General features: G+C 39.4%; 19 protein-coding genes. 14 read left to right on the top strand and 5 right to left on the bottom strand.

The window, feature by feature from the left end; translation table 11 throughout:
• Positions 1-14: 14 nt before the first annotated feature.
• Positions 15-1,775 (bottom strand): aspartate--tRNA ligase, encoded by a 1,761-nt coding sequence (gene aspS / locus ACOXY8_RS10415; RefSeq protein ID WP_458331527.1) that lies wholly within the window; start codon positions 1,773-1,775, stop codon positions 15-17.
• Between the two features lie 211 nt (positions 1,776-1,986).
• Between aspS and ACOXY8_RS10410 the strand changes: the two genes are divergently transcribed.
• From ACOXY8_RS10410 to ACOXY8_RS10380, 7 genes are all read left to right on the top strand, one after another.
• Positions 1,987-2,445 carry a nucleoside deaminase gene (locus ACOXY8_RS10410; protein ID WP_458331526.1) on the top strand — a complete coding sequence of 153 codons (459 nt, stop codon included), beginning with the start codon at positions 1,987-1,989 and terminating at the stop codon, positions 2,443-2,445.
• A 41-nt stretch (positions 2,446-2,486) separates the two neighbouring features.
• Positions 2,487-3,101 carry a superoxide dismutase gene (locus ACOXY8_RS10405; protein WP_458331525.1) on the top strand — a complete coding sequence of 205 codons (615 nt, stop codon included), beginning with the start codon at positions 2,487-2,489 and terminating at the stop codon, positions 3,099-3,101.
• A gap of 195 nt (positions 3,102-3,296) precedes the next feature.
• Positions 3,297-4,112, top strand: coding sequence for an alpha/beta fold hydrolase (locus tag ACOXY8_RS10400; RefSeq protein ID WP_458331524.1), 816 nt, complete (start codon positions 3,297-3,299; stop codon positions 4,110-4,112).
• A 51-nt stretch (positions 4,113-4,163) separates the two neighbouring features.
• Positions 4,164-5,249: an efflux RND transporter periplasmic adaptor subunit gene (locus ACOXY8_RS10395; protein WP_458331523.1), complete on the top strand. Its 1,086-nt coding sequence runs from the start codon at positions 4,164-4,166 to the stop codon at positions 5,247-5,249.
• Positions 5,250-5,252: 3 nt separating this feature from the next.
• Positions 5,253-8,315, top strand: a complete 3,063-nt coding sequence (locus tag ACOXY8_RS10390) for an efflux RND transporter permease subunit (RefSeq protein ID WP_458331522.1) — start codon at positions 5,253-5,255, stop codon at positions 8,313-8,315.
• 109 nt (positions 8,316-8,424) lie between these two features.
• Positions 8,425-9,669 (top strand): TolC family protein, encoded by a 1,245-nt coding sequence (locus ACOXY8_RS10385; protein WP_458331521.1) that lies wholly within the window; start codon positions 8,425-8,427, stop codon positions 9,667-9,669.
• Between the two features lie 200 nt (positions 9,670-9,869).
• Complete coding sequence (locus ACOXY8_RS10380; protein ID WP_458331520.1) at positions 9,870-11,330, top strand: transporter substrate-binding domain-containing protein; 1,461 nt, start codon at positions 9,870-9,872, stop codon at positions 11,328-11,330.
• A 64-nt stretch (positions 11,331-11,394) separates the two neighbouring features.
• On the opposite strand, the gene ACOXY8_RS10375 is transcribed toward ACOXY8_RS10380, so the two are convergent.
• A complete protein-coding gene (locus ACOXY8_RS10375; protein WP_458331519.1) occupies positions 11,395-11,583 on the bottom strand; it encodes a hypothetical protein in 189 nt (62 codons plus the stop codon).
• A 142-nt stretch (positions 11,584-11,725) separates the two neighbouring features.
• On the opposite strand from ACOXY8_RS10375, the gene ACOXY8_RS10370 reads away from it, so the two are divergent.
• From ACOXY8_RS10370 to ACOXY8_RS10350, 5 genes are all read left to right on the top strand, one after another.
• The gene (locus tag ACOXY8_RS10370; RefSeq protein ID WP_458331518.1) at positions 11,726-13,168 is read left to right on the top strand and encodes a BatD family protein; all 1,443 of its coding nucleotides are present in this window, start codon (positions 11,726-11,728) and stop codon (positions 13,166-13,168) included.
• Positions 13,169-13,171: 3 nt separating this feature from the next.
• Positions 13,172-14,248: a chorismate synthase gene (gene aroC / locus ACOXY8_RS10365; RefSeq protein ID WP_458331517.1), complete on the top strand. Its 1,077-nt coding sequence runs from the start codon at positions 13,172-13,174 to the stop codon at positions 14,246-14,248.
• A gap of 83 nt (positions 14,249-14,331) precedes the next feature.
• A complete protein-coding gene (locus tag ACOXY8_RS10360; protein WP_458331516.1) occupies positions 14,332-15,645 on the top strand; it encodes a dicarboxylate/amino acid:cation symporter in 1,314 nt (437 codons plus the stop codon).
• Between the two features lie 57 nt (positions 15,646-15,702).
• On the top strand, positions 15,703-16,287 hold the full coding sequence (locus tag ACOXY8_RS10355; RefSeq protein WP_458331515.1) for a NifU family protein: 585 nt from the start codon (positions 15,703-15,705) through the stop codon (positions 16,285-16,287).
• Between the two features lie 178 nt (positions 16,288-16,465).
• Complete coding sequence (locus ACOXY8_RS10350; protein ID WP_458331514.1) at positions 16,466-17,614, top strand: DNA polymerase III subunit gamma/tau; 1,149 nt, start codon at positions 16,466-16,468, stop codon at positions 17,612-17,614.
• On the opposite strand, the gene ACOXY8_RS10345 is transcribed toward ACOXY8_RS10350, so the two are convergent.
• Positions 17,562-17,834, bottom strand: a complete 273-nt coding sequence (locus ACOXY8_RS10345; RefSeq protein ID WP_458331513.1) for a hypothetical protein — start codon at positions 17,832-17,834, stop codon at positions 17,562-17,564. The two genes, ACOXY8_RS10350 and ACOXY8_RS10345, sit on opposite strands and share 53 nt — an antisense overlap.
• Positions 17,835-17,862: 28 nt before the next feature.
• Here ACOXY8_RS10345 and ACOXY8_RS10340 point away from each other — a divergent pair, with 28 nt between their 5' ends.
• Entirely contained in the window at positions 17,863-18,210 is a 348-nt protein-coding gene (locus ACOXY8_RS10340; protein WP_458331512.1) for a hypothetical protein, read from the top strand.
• A gap of 69 nt (positions 18,211-18,279) precedes the next feature.
• Here ACOXY8_RS10340 and ACOXY8_RS10335 read toward each other — a convergent pair whose 3' ends face one another.
• Complete coding sequence (locus ACOXY8_RS10335; RefSeq protein WP_458331511.1) at positions 18,280-19,500, bottom strand: amidohydrolase family protein; 1,221 nt, start codon at positions 19,498-19,500, stop codon at positions 18,280-18,282.
• Between the two features lie 10 nt (positions 19,501-19,510).
• Entirely contained in the window at positions 19,511-20,809 is a 1,299-nt protein-coding gene (locus ACOXY8_RS10330) for an amidohydrolase family protein (protein ID WP_458331510.1), read from the bottom strand.
• A 165-nt stretch (positions 20,810-20,974) separates the two neighbouring features.
• Here ACOXY8_RS10330 and ACOXY8_RS10325 point away from each other — a divergent pair, with 165 nt between their 5' ends.
• Positions 20,975-22,000 (top strand): NAD-dependent epimerase, encoded by a 1,026-nt coding sequence (locus tag ACOXY8_RS10325; protein ID WP_458331509.1) that lies wholly within the window; start codon positions 20,975-20,977, stop codon positions 21,998-22,000.
• The last annotated feature ends 1 nt before the right edge of the window (position 22,001 follow it).

Here is a 22,001-nt window from a genome sequence, read left to right as displayed (position 1 = left end):
ATATCCAAAAGGCATTAGGCTTTGGTGGATTGCTTAATATCAAGGTACAGCTCTGTAAGCTGCTCTTTAGATATTGGTGAAGGCGAATCTATCATAACATCTCTCCCTGCATTATTCTTAGGAAAGGCAATGAAATCACGAATCGAATCAACACCTCCAAAGAGAGCACACAATCTGTCGAAACCAAAAGCAATACCACCGTGTGGAGGAGCTCCAAATTCAAAGGCGTCCATTAGGAACCCAAATTGTGCTTTTGCTTCCTCGGGACTAAAGCCTAAAAGCGAAAGCATACGCTCCTGCATACTACGATCATGAATTCTGATAGAGCCACCACCAACTTCCACTCCATTGATTACCATATCATAAGCATTGGCACGAACGGCTCCCGGATCGGAGGATAGCAATTCTATATCCTCAGGTTTAGGCGAGGTAAATGGATGGTGCATTGCATGGAATCTCGCACTCTCATCATCCCATTCCAAAAGTGGGAAATCTACCACCCATAGCGGCACAAATGTATTTCTATCTCTAAGGCCAAGCTTATTGCCCATTTCTAATCGAAGCTCATTCAATTGCTTACGCGTGGCTGCTAAACCTCCCGCTAATATTAGCATCAAATCTCCTGGTTTAGCATCGAATGCTTTTGCCCAAGCTTCCAAATCATCTGTAGAATAAAATTTATCTACACTAGATTTTAAGCTTCCATCTTCATTATATCTTAAGTAAACCAAGCCTTTTGCACCAATTTGTGGCCTTTTTACAAAATCTGTAAGTGCATCAATTTCTTTACGAGTAAATCCCGCACAACCCGCAGCATTAATACCAATTACAGCTTCGGCAGAATCGAATACTGGAAACCCATTACCTTGAGCCAACTCGGTGAGATAACAAAACTCCATTCCAAAACGCAAGTCAGGCTTATCGCTTCCATATTTATTCATGGCATCGGCATAGGTCATTCTATTAAGACTTGGTAAGTCTACACCTTTCACTTTGCTGAATAGATGGCGAATTAGGCCTTCGAAGGTTTGTAAAATATCTTCTTGAGTTACAAAAGACATTTCACAATCTATTTGGGTGAATTCTGGCTGCCTATCTGCTCTCAAGTCTTCATCTCTAAAGCACTTCACAATCTGAAAGTAGCGATCAAAACCCGATACCATTAATAATTGCTTGAAAGTTTGTGGAGATTGCGGGAGGGCATAAAACTCCCCAGCATGTACTCGACTTGGCACCACAAAATCACGCGCTCCCTCAGGTGTGGATTTGATTAACACAGGTGTTTCCACTTCTATAAAGTTAGAGCCATCCAAATAGGCTCTCGTCTGCTGCATCATTCTATGACGAAGCTCAAGATTTTTCCGAACTGAATTTCTACGCAAATCCAAGTAGCGGTATTTCATTCGTAGTTCATCGCCACCATCTGTATCGTCCTCTATAATGAATGGAGGTACTTTTGAACCATTGAGTATTGTTAAACTCGACAGTTTGATTTCGATATCCCCAGTGGGCATTTTATCATTTTTGCTTACGCGTTCTATTACTTTACCTCCCGCTTTTATTACGAATTCCCTGCCAAGGTTCCGTGCGGTTTCTAGCAAATCAGCGTTTGAACTGCTGCCATCTAGCATGAGTTGAGTGAGTCCATATCTATCACGAATATCTATCCAGACCATTCCACCCTTATCTCTAATTCGCTGTACCCAGCCACAAAGTGTCACTTCTGTTCCTATATCTGCCAAACGGAGTTCTCCGCAAGTATGAGTTCTTATCATTTCTATTTCGTTTTGAGGCTGCAATTTAAGAAGGATATGGGGATTGTAATTAGCCTCAAGTATAAAAGGCACTATAGATGAAGTAATTTAATGTAATAACTCACTTCATTGGATAGGAATCGCATGGAAAAAAATTTATCTATTGATTACTATTGAAAACTCTGACAAATTGCATTGAGGCAAAAAGAAAATACTTTAGCATTTTTGCAATATGCAGTCAATTCAGAATTCCGAAATGGATGATATCCGCTATATGCGGGAGGCCTTAAAGCAAGCCAGATACGCTTTTGAAGAGGATGAAGTTCCGGTAGGTGCGGTGATAGTTTGCCGGAATAAAATAATTTCTAGAGCTTATAATCAAACCGAAAAACTTAAAGATGCGACAGCTCATGCTGAAATGTTGGCAATTACATCAGCAGCAAATTCTCTTGGAACCAAATATCTTTCTGAGTGTTGTATATACGTGACTTTGGAGCCTTGTAGTATGTGCGCAAGTGCATTAAATTGGTCACAGATAGGAAGAATCGTTTTTGGAGCAGCTGATAATAAAAAAGGCTACAGTTTGATATCGGATAAATTGCTTCATCCGAAAACAATATGTGAAGGAGGAATATTAAGAGAGGAGGCAGCAGAATTGCTTCAAAGTTTCTTTAAGAAGCTTAGGAATTAGATGAGATTAAATAATTGTTCAACTATAATAATAAATCAAAAATGGCATTTGAATTACCAAAATTAGCTTATGATTTCAATGCGCTAGAACCTCATATTGATGCGCGCACTATGGAAATTCACCATGGCAAACACCATGCAGGATATGTAAACAACTTAAATGCAGCTATAGAAGGCACTGACCTTGCAGGCAAAAGCATTGAAGATATATTAGCAAATGTGAGCAAAGCCTCTGTTGCTGTAAGAAATAATGGTGGCGGCCATTTCAATCACTCACTTTTTTGGTCCGTATTGTCACCAAATGGTGGCGGAGCTCCACAAGGAGATTTAGCCGCTGCAATTAACTCACAATTCGGAAGCTTAGACGCCTTGAAAGAGCAGTTTAACAAAGCCGCCGCAACTCGTTTTGGCTCAGGCTGGGCATGGCTTTGTGTAAAAGCTGATGGCTCCTTGGAAGTATGCTCTACGCCAAATCAAGACAATCCTTTGATGGATGTTGAGACAAATGGATGTGCTGGAACACCTATCTTAGGCCTGGATGTTTGGGAGCATGCATATTATCTGAACTACCAAAACCGTCGTCCAGATTATATTTCAGCATTTTGGAATGTAATCAATTGGGATGAAGTGGCAAGAAGATACCAAGCGACTAAATAATAATAGCTAAATTCATTGGAGCCCCTTTCAAATTCTGAAAGGGGCTTTTCTATTTACAAACATGACCTTTTAAGGAATTACGTGTACCATTTGCATAATTAATGCTTATTGAAATAGTTGATCCAACTAATTTAAATTTTTAAAATCGACAACAAAGCACAACAAGCTTGGTTAATAGATTAATACAAAGATCCCATGCTCTATAATAAACCGTATTTTCTTGGAGAGGATAAAGACTGGCTCGTTTTCGTGCATGGTGCAGGAGGGAGTTCAAATTTATTTTTCAAACAAATACGTGCATTTCAAGATCATTTCAATCTATTACTAATTGACCTCCGAGGACATGGCAAATCGAGAGAAGTTACTTTTACAGAAATTATAAAAGGTGAATACACTTTTGAGAAAGTCAGTCAAGATATTTTGGAAGTGCTCGATCACCATAAAATTGAAAAGGCTCATTTTATGGGAATAAGTCTCGGTACTATCATCGTGCGAACCATAGGTGAACTTTGGCCTGAGCGGGTGGAAAGTTTAATAATGGGCGGTGCCATTGCTCGACTCAATTTCAGATCAAAATTTTTAGTTGGTGTCGGCAATGCAATCAAGCGCTTTGTTCCCTATATGTGGCTCTACAAATTAGTAGCATGGATTATCATGCCTAAAAAAAGGCATTCACTCTCAAGAAATCTATTCATCCGAGAAGCCAAAAAACTCTGTCAAAAGGAATTTCTTAGGTGGTTTAATCTTACAAAAGATCTGAATAAGCTCTTAAAGTATTTCTATGAGAAAGATCTTAAACTTCCATCTCTTTATATAATGGGAGCAGATGATTATATGTTTTTACCACAAGTGAAGGAACTGGTAAAAGGCCAAACTGGCGCAATACTTAATGTAATAGATAAATGTGGCCACGTTTGCAATATCGAAGCTCCAGATACTTTCAACCACTTATCTCTAGATTTTTTACTCGAAAGAAGACATAAACTCCGTTTACAAATTAAAAACGGATAACAAAACTAGCCCTACTTATAAATCGTTTCAAAAGCACCAAATAAAACCTGAATGAACCGCACGGTAAAAAACATCCTAATATTTGTCATAGTCCTAGTTTTATTGTTTCTGTTCTTTATGCCAAAAATCGAATTTGGCAATTCGGAAATTGCAGAACAATCGGAAAGTGGGCCAGCTATATCAGCCTATAATTCAGCCCTTCCTGTAAATGCCGTGGTGCTAAAACCACAAAAAATTGAAAATAAAATTCGTGTTACTGGTACAGTGCAGGCTAATGAATCTGTTGATCTGAAAAGTGAGCTAAATGGTATTGTAGAGAAAATTCATTTTCAAGAAGGACAAAGAGTTCGTAAAGGTGATTTGCTGCTAAGTCTAAACGATGAAGAATCGAGAGCACAGTTAGAAAAACTCACTTTCAGCAAAAAGCTATACGAGGACAATGAATATAGACAAAAAATACTACTTGAAAGAGAAGCAATAAGTCGTGAAGAATACGAAATTGCTCTTACTGAATTGAGAACTTCAGAGGCAGATATCAAATTACTGGAAGTTCAAATTAATAAAGCGCAAATTAGAGCTCCATTTGATGGGGTGGTTGGGCTTAGAAATATTAGTGAAGGTAGCTATGTTACACCTGCTACCTCCATAGTAAATATATATAGCATCGACCCAGCAAAAATCGAATTCTCAATTCCAGCTAGATATTCAGGTTTGTTAGGAATTGGAGATAAGATTTATTTTGAACTAGATGGCACAATCGACCAATACGAAGGGGCGATTTACGCATTGGAGCCATTGATTGATCCAGCTACAAGAACGCTACGATTAAGAGCTACTGCTCCTAACAAAAATAGTAAAATATTACCGGGTCAATTTGCAAGAATTGAAGTTGTGCTAGAGGAGCTAGATTCTGCCATACTTGTGCCTTCGATTGCGGTGACCCCAACTGCAGACTCTCAAATGGTATTTGTTGCTAAGAACGGCGTGGCCGAACAAAGGATTATTGAGATTGGCATGAGAACGGAAAGTGAGATACAGGTTGCAAGAGGTCTTAATATTGGAGACACTGTAATTACTTCAGGCATTCTCCAACTTAGGCCAGGCATTGCAATAGAAATAAACAACTTAAAAAATTAATTAATGGCAAGTTTATCCAATATTAGTATTGACAGGCCAGTATTGGCAGTGGTGATGTCCCTTACCATCATCATTTTTGGCATTATTGGCTTCAACTTATTGGGTATCAGAGAATATCCAAGTGTCGATCCTCCTACTGTTTCGGTGTCAACCTCGTACCCTGGAGCGAATGCAGATATTATCGAATCTCAAATTACTGAGCCATTAGAGGAATCAATTAATGGTATTGCTGGGATCAAAAGCTTGACTTCTACTAGTCGTGATGGTGGCAGTAATATAAATGTGGAATTTGAATTGGGTATAGATATGGAAGCTGCGGCCAATGACGTACGCGACAGAGTATCCAGAGCAGTCCGCAACCTCCCGCCTGATGCCGAGCCGCCAACTGTTTCCAAAGCAGATGCAGATTCTCAACCCATTATTTTCTTAGGAATAAAAAGTGAAACCCGATCACTGCTTGATCTAACCCTTGTTGCTGAAAATCTATTTAAAGAAAGAATTCAGACGATTCCTGGCGTAAGTACTATTCAAGTTTGGGGCTCTAAAAGATACTCATTGAGACTATGGATGGATCCAGATAAACTGGTAGCATACAATATGACTCCACTGGATATTCTAAATGCTGTAACAAGAGAGAATATCGAACTTCCATCAGGTAGAGTAGAAGGACAAAATATAGAGCTGACTGTTAGGACCTTAGGTAGACTGAATACTCCTGAGGAATTTAATAACTTAGTGATTACTCAATCTGGAGATGATATAGTACGCTTTAGAGATTTAGGGTATGCAGAATACGCACCTGAAAATGAGCGCACAATACTGAGAAGAGACCGTGTGCCAATGGTCGGAGTTGTGGTAGTAACCCAGCCAGGATCAAACTCTATTGCTATTGCCGATGAGTTTTATAAGCGGGTGGAAAGTATCGAAAAGGATTTACCTGAGGATATTAGTACAGTAATGGGTTTTGATGTCACAACATATATAAGAGACTCGATCACGGAAGTGCAACAGACGATTTTAGTTGCTTTCCTATTAGTTGTTGGTATTATATTTTTATTCTTTAGAGATTGGCGAACTACAATTATCCCAGTTCTTACTATTCCCATTGCTTTGATTGGTACATTCTTCATTATGTACACCATGGGCTTTTCGATCAATGTACTTACGCTATTGGGTATTGTACTTGCTATTGGACTCGTGGTGGATGACACCATAGTGGTGTTGGAAAACATTTACACCAAAATTGAAGATGGCGAATCTCCTATTGAAGCTGGTAAAAAAGGAACTGCTGAGATATTCTTTGCGGTAATCGCTACAACCGTAGCTTTAGCTGCAGTATTCTTACCAGTAATTTTCTTAGATGGACTCACGGGTCGATTATTTAGAGAATTTGGTATTGTAGTGGCCGGTGCTGTAATCATATCTTCATTTGTAGCGCTTACGCTTACTCCAATGGTCTGTACCAGACTGTTGAAACAAAGGAAGAACCACAATATGATTTACAATGCAACTGAGCCATTCTTCAAGTGGTTGAATCAAAGCTACAACAACTCATTAGAGGGTTTCATGAAAATGAAATGGCTCGCCTTTGTGGTAATTATAGCTTCAGCAGGAATCATCGGTTTAATGATGACTGATAATAGAGTAAAAACTGAGCTTTCTCCAATGGAGGATAGAGGAGAGTTTAGAATACAAGCCTCTGCTCAAGAGGGTGCAACCTTTGAGTACATGGATAGATACTTGGAAGAAATGGTGCAGCTGGTAAATGATAATGTTCCAGAATTAGCTTCAGTAGTATCGATTACATCACCTGGGTTCGGCACTAGTGCTGTAAACTCAGGCTTTTTAAGAATTGTCCTTGTTGACAAAAGCGAAAGAACTAGATCCCAACAAGAAATTGTAGATGACTTAACTCCACTTGTAAACACACTTACTGGCGCTAGAGCAAACATTACTCAATCACAAAGTATTGGCGATAGACGTGGTGGCCCGCCAGTTCAATATGTTATTCAAGCCCCAACGATTGAGAAATTACAAGAAGTAATTCCTGAATTCTTGGATCAAGCTAAAGCCAGCCCTAAATTCAGTTACGCTGATGTCAATTTGAAATTCAATAAACCTGAGTTAAAAATTGAGATAGATAGAGAGAAAGCGAGAAACTTGGGTGTTTCCACTCGCGATATTGCTCAGACATTGCAGTTGAGTTTGAGTGGATCAAGATTTGGCTTTTTCATCATGGATGGTAAACAATATCAAGTCATTGGGCAAGTAGCTAGAAATCAAAGAAATGAGCCTTTAGATCTAAAATCCCTTTATGTAAGATCTTCCAATGGCGATCTTATCCAAATGGATAATTTGGTATTCCTTACTGAATCTGCCACTCCACCTCAATTGTATAGATACAATAGATATGTATCTGCTACAGTTTCAGCCAACCTTGGCAGAGGTGTAACTTTAGGAGAAGGTATAGAAGAAATGGACAGAATTGCTGGTGAGTTACTTGATGATACTTTTGCCACTACACTTACTGGTGCGTCTAAAGAATTCCAGGATAGTTCAAACAGTTTATACTTTGCATTTGGCTTTGCTTTGATTTTGATTTATTTGGTTCTTTCTGCTCAGTTTGAAAGCTTTAGAGACCCGCTTATCATCATGTTTACAGTGCCTTTGGCATTAGCAGGTGCCTTGATTTCCTTATGGAGATTTGACCAAACACTGAATATCTTTAGTCAAATCGGTATCATCATGCTCATAGGACTTGTTACTAAAAATGGTATTCTGATAGTAGAATTTGCAAATCAACGCAAGGCATTAGGAATGCCGATTTATGAAGCAATTGTTGGTGCTGCCCAAGCCCGATTCAGACCGATTTTGATGACTAGTTTGTCAACGATCCTAGGTATTTTACCAATTGCTCTTGCTTTGGGTGCTGGAGCTGAGAGTCGCGTCTCCATGGGTATAGCAGTAATTGGTGGATTGATTTTCGCAACCATCCTTACGCTATATGTTATTCCAGGTATCTACATTTATTTCACAAGTAAATCAGCTCGACTAGCTAGAGTTTAAATTATTGCTGCATACCACCACCATTACTATGAAACACCTGTTTTCAATTATATTTATTTGTGCCTTTTTGTTTGTAAACAATACTGCAAGCGCTCAAAATGAGCTCACTTTGAAGGAAGCAATTTCGATAGGTTTGGAAAATAATTATTCGATAAGGATTGCTAAAAACACTGAAGAAATAGCTAAACTTAATGCGACTCCAGGTGCAGCAGGTTTTTTGCCAATTGTAGGAGTAAATGCGTCAAGAAGTTTTTCTATCGAAGATGTTGAGCAGCAATTTCGGAATGATCCAGAGCCTGGGCGAATTGATAATGCGAAAACGAATAACTTATCAATTAATCCTTCACTACAATGGACAATTTTTGATGGCTTAGGAATGTTTGTTGCCTTGGAAAGATTAAGAGAATTGGAAGCCGAAGGTTTAGAAAACACGAAAATCGCAGTTGAAAATACTATGGCTTCAATTTTCAACTCCTTCTATTTAATTGCGCTGGAAGAAGCTCGACTTGAGGTGTTAGAAACCACCATGGATATTTCAAAAGAACGTTTGACCATTTCCAAAGACAAGTATGAATTGGGAAAGGCTTCCAAATTAGAATACCTAGCGGCTCAGGTTGATTATAATACAGATTCCACTGCACTTATTAATCAAGAGGTAATCATCTTCACATCAAAAGCCAATTTGAATGAATTGATGGGTAGAGATGCTAGCATTGATTTTAGTGTAGCTTTTGAAATTGAAGTTTCGGAAGATCTAGTTCTTGATGAATTGGTAAATACATTAAATGTAAAAAATCCACAATTGCTTGCAGCACAAAGAAGAAAAAATGTTAGCTACTTGCAGATAAGAGAGATACAAGCTGAAAGAATGCCGACGCTTACACTGAATGGTGGCTATAATTATTCAGTTCGTAATTCGGATGCGGGTTTCTTAATTTCAAATAAAGGTTCAGGCTTTACTTATGGTGCTTCTGCATTTCTGAATGTATTCAATGGAAATAGCGTGAACCGAAGAGCACAAATTGCAAAAGTTCAATCCCTAAATGCCGAACTCGAAGTAGATCAATTGCAACTCCAACTAGAATCAGATATCAAAAGAGCATATACTACTCACCAAAAAAATATTATCCTGATGAATCTCGAAAATGCCAATCAGGAAATAGCCAAGGAAAATGCAGAAATAGCATTGGAAAGATATAGGCTTGGTGTGAGTAATGCACTTGAATTAAGAGAAGCTCAAGTCAATGCTGTTGACGCCGAAACTCGTGCACTAGTTGCAGCCTTCAATGCAAAATCATCTGAAATAGAGCTACTTAGACTTAGCGGTGAGATAATTCAATACGCACAAGAGTAATGGAACCTTTATAGTAAAAGACCTGTTTGCATACCGAACGAAGATACTAGTCTAATAATCAATTTGTTATTACGTTTTTTATTATTATCTTTGCGCCTTCGTTTTCTAGCCTCATAACAAATAGTAATCAAAAGAGGCTTTGCATAATGTGGCATAGATTTAGCTAAGAAGCTGAAAATCTGCATTGTGTATCTTCAGGTATGAAAAAAAACTTTCTTAAGAGCAATTTGCTAATTAAGATGTTTCTTGTTCTTGTGTTTGTTTCTCATGCTTGTCAGCAAGCCGAAATAACAGATACAGATGAAAAGGAACTTGGCGGAATCCCTCCAGTAGAGTTTGATCTCACAGAAATCAAAAAAAGAGGTAGATTAATCGCGTTAGTGGATAATACTTCCACTAGCTTCTATATTTACAAAGGCCGACCAATGGGCTTTGAGTTTGAGCTGCTAACTCGATTGAGTAAAAAGCTCGGAGTAGAACTTGAAGTAAGACAAGAGTCGGATTTAGATGTTGCCTTCCACGAATTGAATGCTGGAAGAGCAGATATTTTAGCTTACAACCTTGCCGTAACAAAAGGCCGACTTAAGAAAGTTGCCTTTACCGAAACTCATCACGAAACTCGTCAAATTCTAATTCAAAGAAAGCCAATAAACTGGCGTTCGATGTCTGCCACTCAAATTGATAGGCAGTTAGTTAGAAATGTTGTAGAACTAGGTGATAAGAGAATACACATTCGGAAGGGCAGCTCATTCAAAACCAGACTACAGAACTTATCTACAGAAATTGGTTCGCCTATTCAGATTGTAGAAATGGGTGGAGAAGTTGGCTCAGAAGAGCTAATCCAAATGGTAGCAAATGGTGAAATTGCTATGACCGTGATAGATGAGAACGACGCTAAGTTATTAGAAGGCTTGTATCTTGATATTGACACTAAAACTCCCATTAGCTTTACTCAAAGCATTGCTTGGGCGGTAAGACGCAACGCTCCCGAACTATTAGCAGAAACTAACACCTGGCTCAACGAGGTTCAAAAATCCTCAATCTATGCGGTATTGTATAACCGTTATTACAAAAACTCTTACAACCATGCATATAGAGTCCGTAGCAGTTATTCATCTGTTCGAGGAAGCATGATTTCGCCTTTTGATTCAGAAATACAATCATATGCAGATTTACTAGGTTGGGATTGGCGCCTATTAGCCTCTCAAATTTACCAAGAATCTAAATTCGAAATAGACGTAGAATCTTGGGCTGGAGCGCAAGGCCTAATGCAAATAATGCCTGCTACAGCGGAAAGATTTGGCGCAGAAGATCCTTTCGATCCAATGCAAAGCTTGAGAGCTGGAGTTAAATACTTAGAATATCTCGATAAGTTTTGGATGAAGAAAATTGAAGATCCCAACGAAAGATTGAAATTCATACTCTCCTCTTACAATGCTGGCCAAGGCCACGTATTAGATGCATACAACCTTACGATCAAGTATGGAGAAAATCCCAAGAAGTGGGAAAATGTAGAAGAGTATTTACTGAAAAAATCTGACCCTGAATTCTATTTAGATCCAATCGTAAGATCCGGATACTGCAGAGGAGCAGAACCAGTAAACTATGTGAAAGAGATCCTTTCTAGATACGATCAATACAGACAGCTTTACGTGAGCTAAAAAGTATTCAGGATTTTGAAAATTAGAAATAACAAAAAACCCGGACGAATCCGGGTTTTTGCTTTTATGCGACATTCACAAAATATTTATTCAAAACCGTTTGATACAATTGACCAAACTTATCATAACACCATTGTTTAAATTCCCTGAGCTCGTCAGGTACCAGCGCCTTAACTGCTTTGCTGAGTTCTTTTTCAAAAAGTCTCTTATCAAAGCTTACTTTGGAAAGGATAGTCTTTGCATATTCTAGCATTTTTATTATTGATTTTATATGTAGATTGATCGTAAGTCACATTTTTTTACGAAATACCAAACTTGATGTTTCTTCGTTTCGTCAAAGACCTTAAAATAGTTTATAAAACGTATTTTTACAAAAATTTAAGTCTATCAATTTCATGAAGATAACGAAAGGTCTATACCTCCTAGTATTAAATATTTTTATTCTTAGTTCACTTTCCTTTGCTCAAGAAACTACGATTGAATTAGGTGCTGATGAAATAGGAATGAATGAGATGTTCACTATATCGATAATGGTGAAAAATGAAAGAATTCGTAATTACGATAACTTCCCGGACATTCCTGGTTTCGAAAAAAGAGGAACAGCATCTTCCTCTTCTACAAGCATAGTAAATGGCCAAATGTCCTTTTCGCAAACCATCACTCAAAACTATCAGCCAATGCGGGAGGGTTCATTTACTATAGCGCCATTTAAGATTACTGTAAATGAAAAAGAAGTTTCTTCACCAGGCAAAACCATCCGTGTAGTCGCTCCAAAAACTCAACAAAGAGCAACCGATCCTACACGAGACCCCTTCGAAGAGTTTTTTGGTGGACGTAGAGGCCAAGCCGAATATATAGATGTAAAAGAGGATGCGTTTTTGGCTCTAACTACGGACAAAGATCAAGTTTATCGAGGTGAAGGCGTTACAGCCACATTTGCACTTTATGTAGCTGAAACAAACCGAGCTCAATTGCAATGGTTTGATTTGGCTATTCAGTTACAAGACATCTTAAAAACCTTGAAGCCGGAAAATACTTGGGAAGAGAATTTCGCCATTGACAATATTCAAGGAACACGAATCAACATAAATGGTAAGTATTACACTCAGTTCAAAATTTACCAAGCTACCTTCTTCCCACTCTCAGTAAGCCCATTGGAATTCCCATCTGTTCCATTGAAAATGATCAAATATAGAGTGGCTCAAAACCAATCTTTCTTCGGTAACAACAGGCAAGAAGATTATGTGACATTCACCACCAAACCAAAAACGGTAAGAGTGCTTGACCTCCCGCCTCATCCATTAAAAGATCAAGTTACAGTAGGTGCTTATAGTTTGGAGGAAGGACTTTCTACAGCAGCATTGAGCACTGGCGAAAGTTTAACTTATACATTCAATCTGGTGGGTGAAGGAAACATTTCAGCTATTCAAGAGCCTACTTTAACAAAAGGAAAGAACTTTGATATTTTTCCACCAAACACCACACAAAATATCCGTAGGAGCAATGGCAGGGTGACTGGCAATAAATCCTTTAGCTATTTCTTTATCCCAAATGAGCCTGGCCAATATGCGTTGGCGGATCAGTTACAGTTTATTTATTTTAATACCAATGTAGCCAAATACGATACGCTCAAGCCAAAAGCAACAATCACAGTTACAGGAGAAAGTAAGAAAAACCAAGTGATCAGTTCCAATGATTTTGGTCCATTTTATGATCGCATCGAACTTGAGGATAATAAATTGAGAAACTTGGGCGGATCAGGCACATTCACCATATTTGCCAATGCGCTCATATTTTTGATGTTGGGCGTATCAGCATACATCATGTTCAAAAAATAAAGAATGTCCAATACGTACGGTAAGCTATTTCGCATTACAACTTTTGGTGAATCACATGGCCCAGCTATTGGCGTAGTAATAGACGGCTGCCCGGCAGGCTTAGAAATTGACGAGGAATTTATTCAAGCGCAATTAGAAAAGCGGAAACCTGGGCAGTCTCGCATCACCACGCAGCGCAAGGAAAATGACGTTTTTCAAGTCCTCTCTGGTGTATTCGAAGGCAAAAGCACAGGAACTCCGATAATGTTGTTGATTCCTAATGCCGATGCCAAAAGCAATGATTATAGCCACATTGCGGACAAATTCCGTCCCTCCCACGCCGATTTCACCTATAGCGAAAAATATGGCGTGCGTGATTATCGTGGTGGCGGAAGGTCATCTGCAAGAGAAACTGCGGCAAGAGTAGCCGCTGGTGCTGTAGCTCAATTGCTCCTCAATACACAAAACATTACTTGCCAAGCCTATGTCTCACAAGTGGGCAAGCTCAAACTTGAGAAACCCTATCAGGAATTGGATCTAGAAAGTATCGAGAATAATATCGTCCGCTGTCCGGATGCAGCAATGGCCGAAAAAATGATCGAGCTGATAGACACCACCCGTAAAAATCGAGACACCATTGGTGGAGTGATTACGGGGGTAATCAAAGGAGTGCCTACCGGACTTGGCGAACCAGTATTCGATAGACTGCATGCCGAATTAGGCAAAGCCATGCTAAGCATCAATGCAGTAAAAGGCTTCGAATACGGCAGCGGCTTCGAAGGAGTAGAAATGAATGGATCTGCTCATAATGATCTTTTCAAAAAAGAAGGCGATAAAATAATAACTACAAGCAATCATAGCGGTGGCATTCAAGGTGGCATCAGCAACGGCCAGGATATTTATTTCCGTGTGGCTTTCAAACCTGTGGCTACATTAATGCAAGATCAAGAAAGTGTGGATGAGCAAGGCAATACAACAACTGTAAGCGGAAAAGGACGTCACGACCCTTGCGTAGTGCCACGTGCAGTACCAATAGTCGAAGCAATGGCTGCAATCGTCATAGCAGATTTTTATTTAAGGAATAAAATTTCAAAATTGTAGGCTTGTTTGTGTGTTGTGACATTCGCAGCAGAGCAATCAATAGCTTTCGTATTTCTATTTTGTAGCCTATTTAGATTAAATATATGCTGAAGGAAAAAAAACCTATGCCATTATATGCCAAAATACTAATTGGTATGGGGCTGGGCTTAGTTTGGGGACTCGTTGCACCGTCATTTGGACTGGTAGATTTCACAGCTGACTGGATAAAGCCATTCGGTACCATATTTATAAATTCACTTAAGCTCATAGCCATTCCGTTGGTTTTGGTTTCCCTAATTGATGGAATTTCCAATCTTACAGATGTATCCAAGCTTAGCCGAATTGGAAGCAAAACTATTATATTCTATTTGGCTACCACGGTAATCGCTGTAGTAATAGGTTTGGTTTCGGTTAATATTATTAAGCCCGGCAAATTCTTAGACCCAAGTAAGCGGGAGGAATTGAGAGCAGCTTACGCTTCCGATATGGACACACGAATCCAAGGCGCTGAAGGCGTAACTGATGCCGGCCCATTGGATACTTTAGTGAATATAGTGCCCGATAATCTCTTTTTTGCACTTACCAATAATACCAACATGCTTCAAGTAATATTCTTTGCAATATTATTTGGCGTAGCTATGGTAATGTCACCACCCAAAAAGGTTGCTACAGTAAAGGCCTTTTTTGATGGAGTAAATTCCATCATATTAAAAATCGTGGATTTTATTATGCTCTATGCCCCATTGGGTGTGTTTGCCCTTTTGGCAAGTTTAAACTTAGATCTCAATCTCCTAGGTGCACTTGGTGTGTATAGCGGAAACGTAATCCTCGGTTTGGCAATGATGGTGTTTGTTATCTATCCACTCATCTTTAAGATGTTTACCAAAACAAGCTATTTCGGCTTTTTCAAAGCCATTTTACCTGCACAAATCTTAGCCTTCTCAACCAGTTCCAGTGCTGCCACTCTGCCTGTAACAATGGATTGTGTGGAGAAAAATCTAGGTGTAAAGGAAGAGATTTCCAGCTTTGTCCTCCCGCTCGGCGCTACTGTTAACATGGATGGCACAAGTATTCACCAAGGTGTATCTGCCGTATTTATTGCGCAAGCATTTGGTTTAGATTTAAGTATTGGTCAGCAAATTACTATTTTGCTTACCGCAGTATTAGCTTCGGTCGGCGCAGCAGCCGTACCAAGTGCAGGTATTATCATGCTTATTATCGTATTAGAATCTGTTGGACTTGATCCTGCCGGCTTGGCATTGATCCTTGCGGTAGATAGGCCACTCGATATGTGTCGTACTGTGGTAAACGTTACGGGTGATGCCACAGTGACAATGGTGGTAGCGCATAGTGAAGATATGCTCGATACCTCCACCACGCCAGGTTACGAAAATGTAGAAACAGACAAAACTGCATAATTCTCGAGCAACAGAACTTATTAAGATTGATTTTGTTGTTTCTAAAAATGAATTACTATGCTGAAAGAATATAAAAGAGCGGTTACCATTTACTTGGAGTCAAACCCAAATCCAAACTCATTAAAATTTGTCGCCAATTTTATGTTGGTGCCTGAAGGCATGAGCTTCGACTATCCAACATTGGAAAGTGCCGAAAATTGCCCATTGGCTCAAGAACTCTTCAATTATGCCTTCGTGGAACGTGTATTTGTGATGAGTAACTTTATCACCGTTACAAAAAAAGCCGAAGTCGAATGGATGGATGTGCAAGATTTCATTAGAGATCATGTGAAAAAATATCTAGAATCAGGCAAAGCTGTGATTCAGGAAGATTTGAGCAAAGATCCGCTGTTTGATGAAAGTGACTCCGAAACGGTAAAGAAAATCAAAGGTATCTTAGATGAATATATCCGTCCGGCTGTGGAGCAAGATGGCGGCGCTATTGGCTTTCACTCATTTAATGATGGTGTAGTAAAAGTATTGCTTCAAGGCTCATGCAGTGGATGTCCTTCATCTACAATTACATTGAAAGCAGGTATAGAAAATCTGCTAAAAAGAATGCTGCCGAATGAAGTAAAAGAAGTGGTTGCAGAAGGAGCATAACGAAAATCAAAAGAAGATATTTACAAAGCGATTGATTCACATTTTGAATCAATCGCTTTTTTCATTTACGATAATGTAGCGGGAGGAATAGGTTAATTGGTTTCGAAAATTGAATGAATACTGCCAAATTTCATATATAATCTCTCCAAGTTGAAGTCATTTTCTTTATCTTGCAACGATGGAAAATTTTGTTGTTTCGGCTAGAAAATATCGCCCTAATACTTTCTCTTCGGTAATAGGACAAGAGCATATTACTACCACTTTAAAAAACGCAATTCAAAATAATCAGCTTGCTCAGGCATTCTTGTTTTGTGGACCAAGAGGTGTTGGTAAAACTACCTGCGCTAGAATATTGGCCAAAACCATCAATTGCAAAAATCCATCAGCTGATATGGAGCCTTGCAATGAGTGCGACTCTTGCTTGAGTTTCAATACAGGTGCCTCGCTCAATATTCGGGAGCTAGATGCTGCTTCTAATAACTCCGTAGAAGATATTAGAAACTTGGTAGATCAAGTACGATATGGCCCACAGAATGGTAAGTACAAAATCTACATTATTGATGAGGTTCACATGCTTTCCAATCAAGCATTTAATGCTTTTTTGAAAACCTTGGAAGAGCCTCCTTCCTATGCCATTTTCATATTGGCAACTACAGAGAAGCATAAGATTATTCCAACTATTCTATCGCGCTGTCAGATTTTCGATTTCAATCGGATACAGGTGAAGGAGATTGTAATGCACCTACGTGCCATAGCAGATCAGGAGAATATCGAAGCTGAGGATGAAGCTTTACACCTAATTGCTCAAAAGGCTGATGGCGCATTGAGGGATGCACTTTCACTTTTCGATTTAATTGTTACCTACTCATCTGATCGTAAAGTAAAATACGATCGAGTAGTAGAAAACCTCCATATTCTTGATTATGATTATTATTTGAAAGCCACAGATCAATTGCTTGCAGGTGATAATTCAGCTATTTTACTTACGCTGGATGACATTCTTAAGAAAGGCTTCGACGGGCATCATTTTATTACAGGCTTAGCAGAGCATTTCCGCAATCTAATGGTTTGTAAAGATGAACGCACCCATAAGCTCCTTGAAATGAGCGACGGTGTAAAAGAACTCTATATCCAACAAGCGCAGAAAACTTCCATCTCCTTTTTGCTAAGCTGTATCAACTTGGCTAATCAATGTGATCTGCAATATAAAGCTAGCAGAAATCAGCGATTGCATTTGGAAATTTACTTGTTGAAAATGGCTCACGTAAAAGATGCTATTCAACTTGCTTTTCTTGCTCAATCGGAGCCGGTATTAAAAAAAAAATAGCTGATGATGCTACTGAGAGCTCAAACAAGCCAGTAGAAGTACCTAAAGCAGAAAACACTCCTCCTGCTCCTTCTGCCAAAAGGCCTGAAGTAAACACCCCGGCAAAGAAGAAAGTTAGCCTTTCTCTAAAAAAAATACCGACGATTCCATCCAAAAACGACGCTGCAATAAATGCTGAAAATGAAGTAAAGGAAGAAGAAAATTCTAGTTTAAATATCAAGGAAGATCTTCCCCTCACCATTGAGAAGTTGCAAGAAACTTGGCTACAGTTTTTCGAAAAAAGAAAAGACAATGGTAAAGCATTGCTTCAAACATTTGCCAACAAAAAAATACGACTGGTTGAAGAACACAAGGTTGTAATCAATCTGATTAATAATATTGAGGAGGGAATTCTCGAAGATTTCAAGGTGGATTTGATGGAGCATTTGAAACATCAAAATCAGAATAGAAAGATTGTACTTGAAGCTGAAATCAACGAGGAAGAAGCTAAAGAACGCAGACCTTATACAAGTTCTGAGAAATTCACCTTCCTACTAGAAAAGCATCCGCTTCTTAGAGAAATGGCTGATAAATTTGGGCTTGATCCCGAATATTAATATCAGCGAAAGGAAATAAAAAAGGGAGGCCAGTTGCCTCCCTTTTCCTATCAGATTTTATTTCAGTAATCAATCACATTGTGATTCAACCACTTCTCCGTTGATCATCACTATGCATACATTAGTAAGGTATTCGAATGGATCGCCATCGTACAATACCAAGTCCGCATCTTTACCGGCTTTGATTGAACCAACTCTGGCATCCAAACCAAGAATCTTGGCTGGATTGATGGTAATCGATTTTAATGCTTCATTATAATCCATTCCAAATTTCACAGCTTCGGCAGCTTCGAAACGAATGACTCTGGCTTTAGGCACATAGCCTTCGAAACCACTCTGCAAGCTAACCGGAATACCGGCACTTGCTAATTTCCCTGCCGTTTCCATATTCATATTTTTCATATCTCCCGTTGAGCGAGCCATTGTTGGGTGGATGGTAACTTCAGCTCCAGAAGCTTTAATTTCTTCTATAAAATTGTAAGCTTCAGCAGCTCCATCTAATACTAGTTTGAAACCAAATTCCTCCTTCAAACGAAGAGCAGCTTGAATATCGGAAGCTGTATTTGCCGTGATTAGCGCTTTGGTCTCTCCTTTCAGGAGTTTCGCAAGTGCTTCCATTTTCAAATCTCTCGAAGGATGCTTTGCTGGGTCGCTATCTTCCATTTTCTTGAGATAGCTTTGCGCCTTAAGTAGCTCTGTTCTGAGCATGGCAATTACCTTGGCTTTTGTGCCTGGCGAACTGAAATTACCGGTTGTCATTGTACCCAAGGTCATGGCAAGCATTTTCTCAGGAACTAAGGTTACCTCATCTATATTTTCGCCTACAGTTTTCACTACCATCGTTTGGCCGCTTATGATTGCGCCCGTACCATGGCCTGTATGCATTGTGGTAACTCCTTGGCTGCGAACATAACCTACTAAGGCCTCTCTTGCATTGTAGGCATCAATTGCTCTTAAGTCTGGCTGAATTGGTGATGATTTTTCCAGTTGATCTTGATCACCGGGCGCATTTAAAATCCCCGCCAAACCAACCACCGAGTGACCATCTACAAGTCCTGGTGTTACAACTTTTGCTTCGTGCACTTTATAGCCCGATGGGATACTTACTTGAGCAGCAGTTCCCACTTGCTGGATTTTTCCATCTCTGATCAAAATTACACCATTGGAAATGGCCTGACCTTCCATGGTATAAATCGTTTCGGCTTTCACTGCAATTTGTGCATTTGCTAACATGGGTAACATGCCGAGCATTAGCAAACATGCAATTCTATATATATTAAACTTTTTCATTTTCTTATTCTTAATTTTCTAGGTGATGATGAATATGCATATTCGATCTATATACATCGTAGCCTCCACTGGCAAATGAGCTGTCTTCTGGGTTTGCTAGATCAAATCTCTTTTGCCCTTCTACCCAAGTTTGCTCTACACGAGTATATACACTGAATGGATCACCTGAAAGGATGATAAAATCAGCATCTTTTCCCTTGTCTAGTGTCCCAATACGATCGTCAAGATCCATCATTCTAGCTCCTGCAATGGTTAATGCTTCGATGGCGGCTTTTCTGGACATGCCTTCTTTTACAGAAAAAGCAGCTTGTCTGATAAAAAAGCGTGAATCTGAAATACCATCATCGGTATGGAAAGCTACATTGGCACCATACTTTTCAAGTTCACGACCATTGGTTGGGCGCAAATCTACTGCTTCCAATTTACCACCCGGTGAGTCCAGATAAATAATAGAAGCATGTACGCCAGCTTTGGCAATTTCTTCTGCTACTTTCCAAGCTTCACTTACGTGATGTAGTACAAGACGAAAATCAAATTCCTGAGAAAGACGAATTGCTGTCATAATATCATCGTGGCGGTGGGTGTGGAAATGGACGATTCGCTTACCTTCCAATATTTCCATCATTGCTTCCATTTGCAGATTTCGCTCGGGCATTTTAGTCGCATCACCTCCCGCTTTTTCTACCTTGGATTTATACTCTTGAGCTTTCACAAATAAATCACGAGCCATTGCTGCACTCTTGGCTCTTGTTCCTGGAAATGGGCCCATAGACCTTATCGGGTTGGTACCATTTGCCATTTTCATTCCGCCAAATACGCCTTCTCTGTTGGTAATGATCAAATCATCGATCGTACGAGCCTCACGCATTTTCAAATAAACTGTTTGGCCACTCATCAAATGACCTGAACCTGGCATGGCATTCACTGTAGTAATTCCACCGGCTAATGCTCTATTAAAGCCATCACTACGAGCATTTATGGCATCATAAATACGAACATCAGGATTGAGCGCCGAGGAACCATCACCACCCGAACCTTCACCCAAGTGCGTATGCGTATCAACCAGTCCAGGTAAAATTACCTTTCCACTTACATCAATTATTTCTGCATTTGATGGAATATTCGTTTGAGCTCCACCTACAGCGGTGATTTTTCCGTTTTGCACAATTAATACCCCATTCTCAATAGGGTCGCCCGACACAGTATGGATAGTGGCTCCCTTGAAAACCTTAGGGTTTTGCTGCGCAAGGGAAGTCCCACCAAAAAGAAGGCAGGCCATCCCCAATGCTAATAGTTTTTGTTTCATCATTTCATTTCATTGTGGTTTCAAAGGTTAATATAGCACTAAATTTTTCGATACATAAAGGCTTCGATATAAGCGGGAGGAATAATACGTGGAAAGAGAATTCTACTTCCTTATCTGCTTTTTTCTATTTTTGCCGTTAATTGCATTATAATTTCGGAAATAGATAATATGAAGGAAAATACCAGAATATTGGTAACTGGTGCTGCGGGTTTTATTGGTTATCATCTCAGCAGTCAATTACTAGCCCAAGGCATGCAGGTAATTGGTTTGGACAATCTGAATAACTACTACGAAACAAGCCTCAAACACGCTAGACTCAATCAGCTAAAAGGAGATTCTAATTTTACATTTCATCATGTTGATCTCAAGAATACCGAAGATGTTTTAGAAGTTTTCAAAAGTGAAAATCCTGAATTTGTCGTGCACCTTGCTGCACAAGCAGGCGTTCGATATTCCTTAGAAAATCCACACGCTTACATCGAAAGCAATGTGCAAGGCTTTTTGAATATACTCGAAGCTTGCCGTCACTATCCCGTAAAGCACCTAATTTTTGCTTCCTCAAGCTCGGTTTATGGCGCTAATACCAAAATGCCATTTAGCACAACTGATAGTGTAGATCACCCGGTTTCCTTATACGCTGCTACCAAAAAAAGTAATGAACTCATGGCGCATACTTACGCCCATTTGTATCAAATTCCTGTAACGGGATTGCGCTTTTTCACTGTGTACGGCCCGTATGGCAGACCAGATATGGCTTATTTTCTATTTACAAAAGCCATATTAAAAGGTGAGCCAATCAAGGTTTTCAATGAGGGTAAAATGAAACGAGACTTTACGTATATCGATGATATAGTTGAAGGAATTGTTCGCCTGATTCCGAAAGCACCCATAGCAAATCCCAACTGGGATAGAAGCAAACCGAGCCCATCGAGTAGTTTTGCGCCATATCGAATATTCAATATTGGAAATAATCAACCCGTAGAGTTACTGACCTTTATTCAGGTATTGGAAAAAGCTTTGGGCAAGGAAGCTAAAAAAGAGTTTTTACCCATGCAAGATGGAGATGTAGAGGCTACCTTTGCTGATGTGGACGACCTAATGCGGGAGGTGGATTTTAAGCCTGCTACCAGCATCGAAACAGGTTTGACAAAATTTGTAGAGTGGTATAAGCAATATTATAAAAATGAGCAATAGC

Source organism: Peijinzhouia sedimentorum, from assembly GCF_049340005.1.
In the GTDB taxonomy this organism is placed as follows: domain Bacteria; phylum Bacteroidota; class Bacteroidia; order Cytophagales; family Cyclobacteriaceae; genus CAXBDP01.
This window is presented reverse-complemented; position numbering and strand designations above follow the sequence as displayed.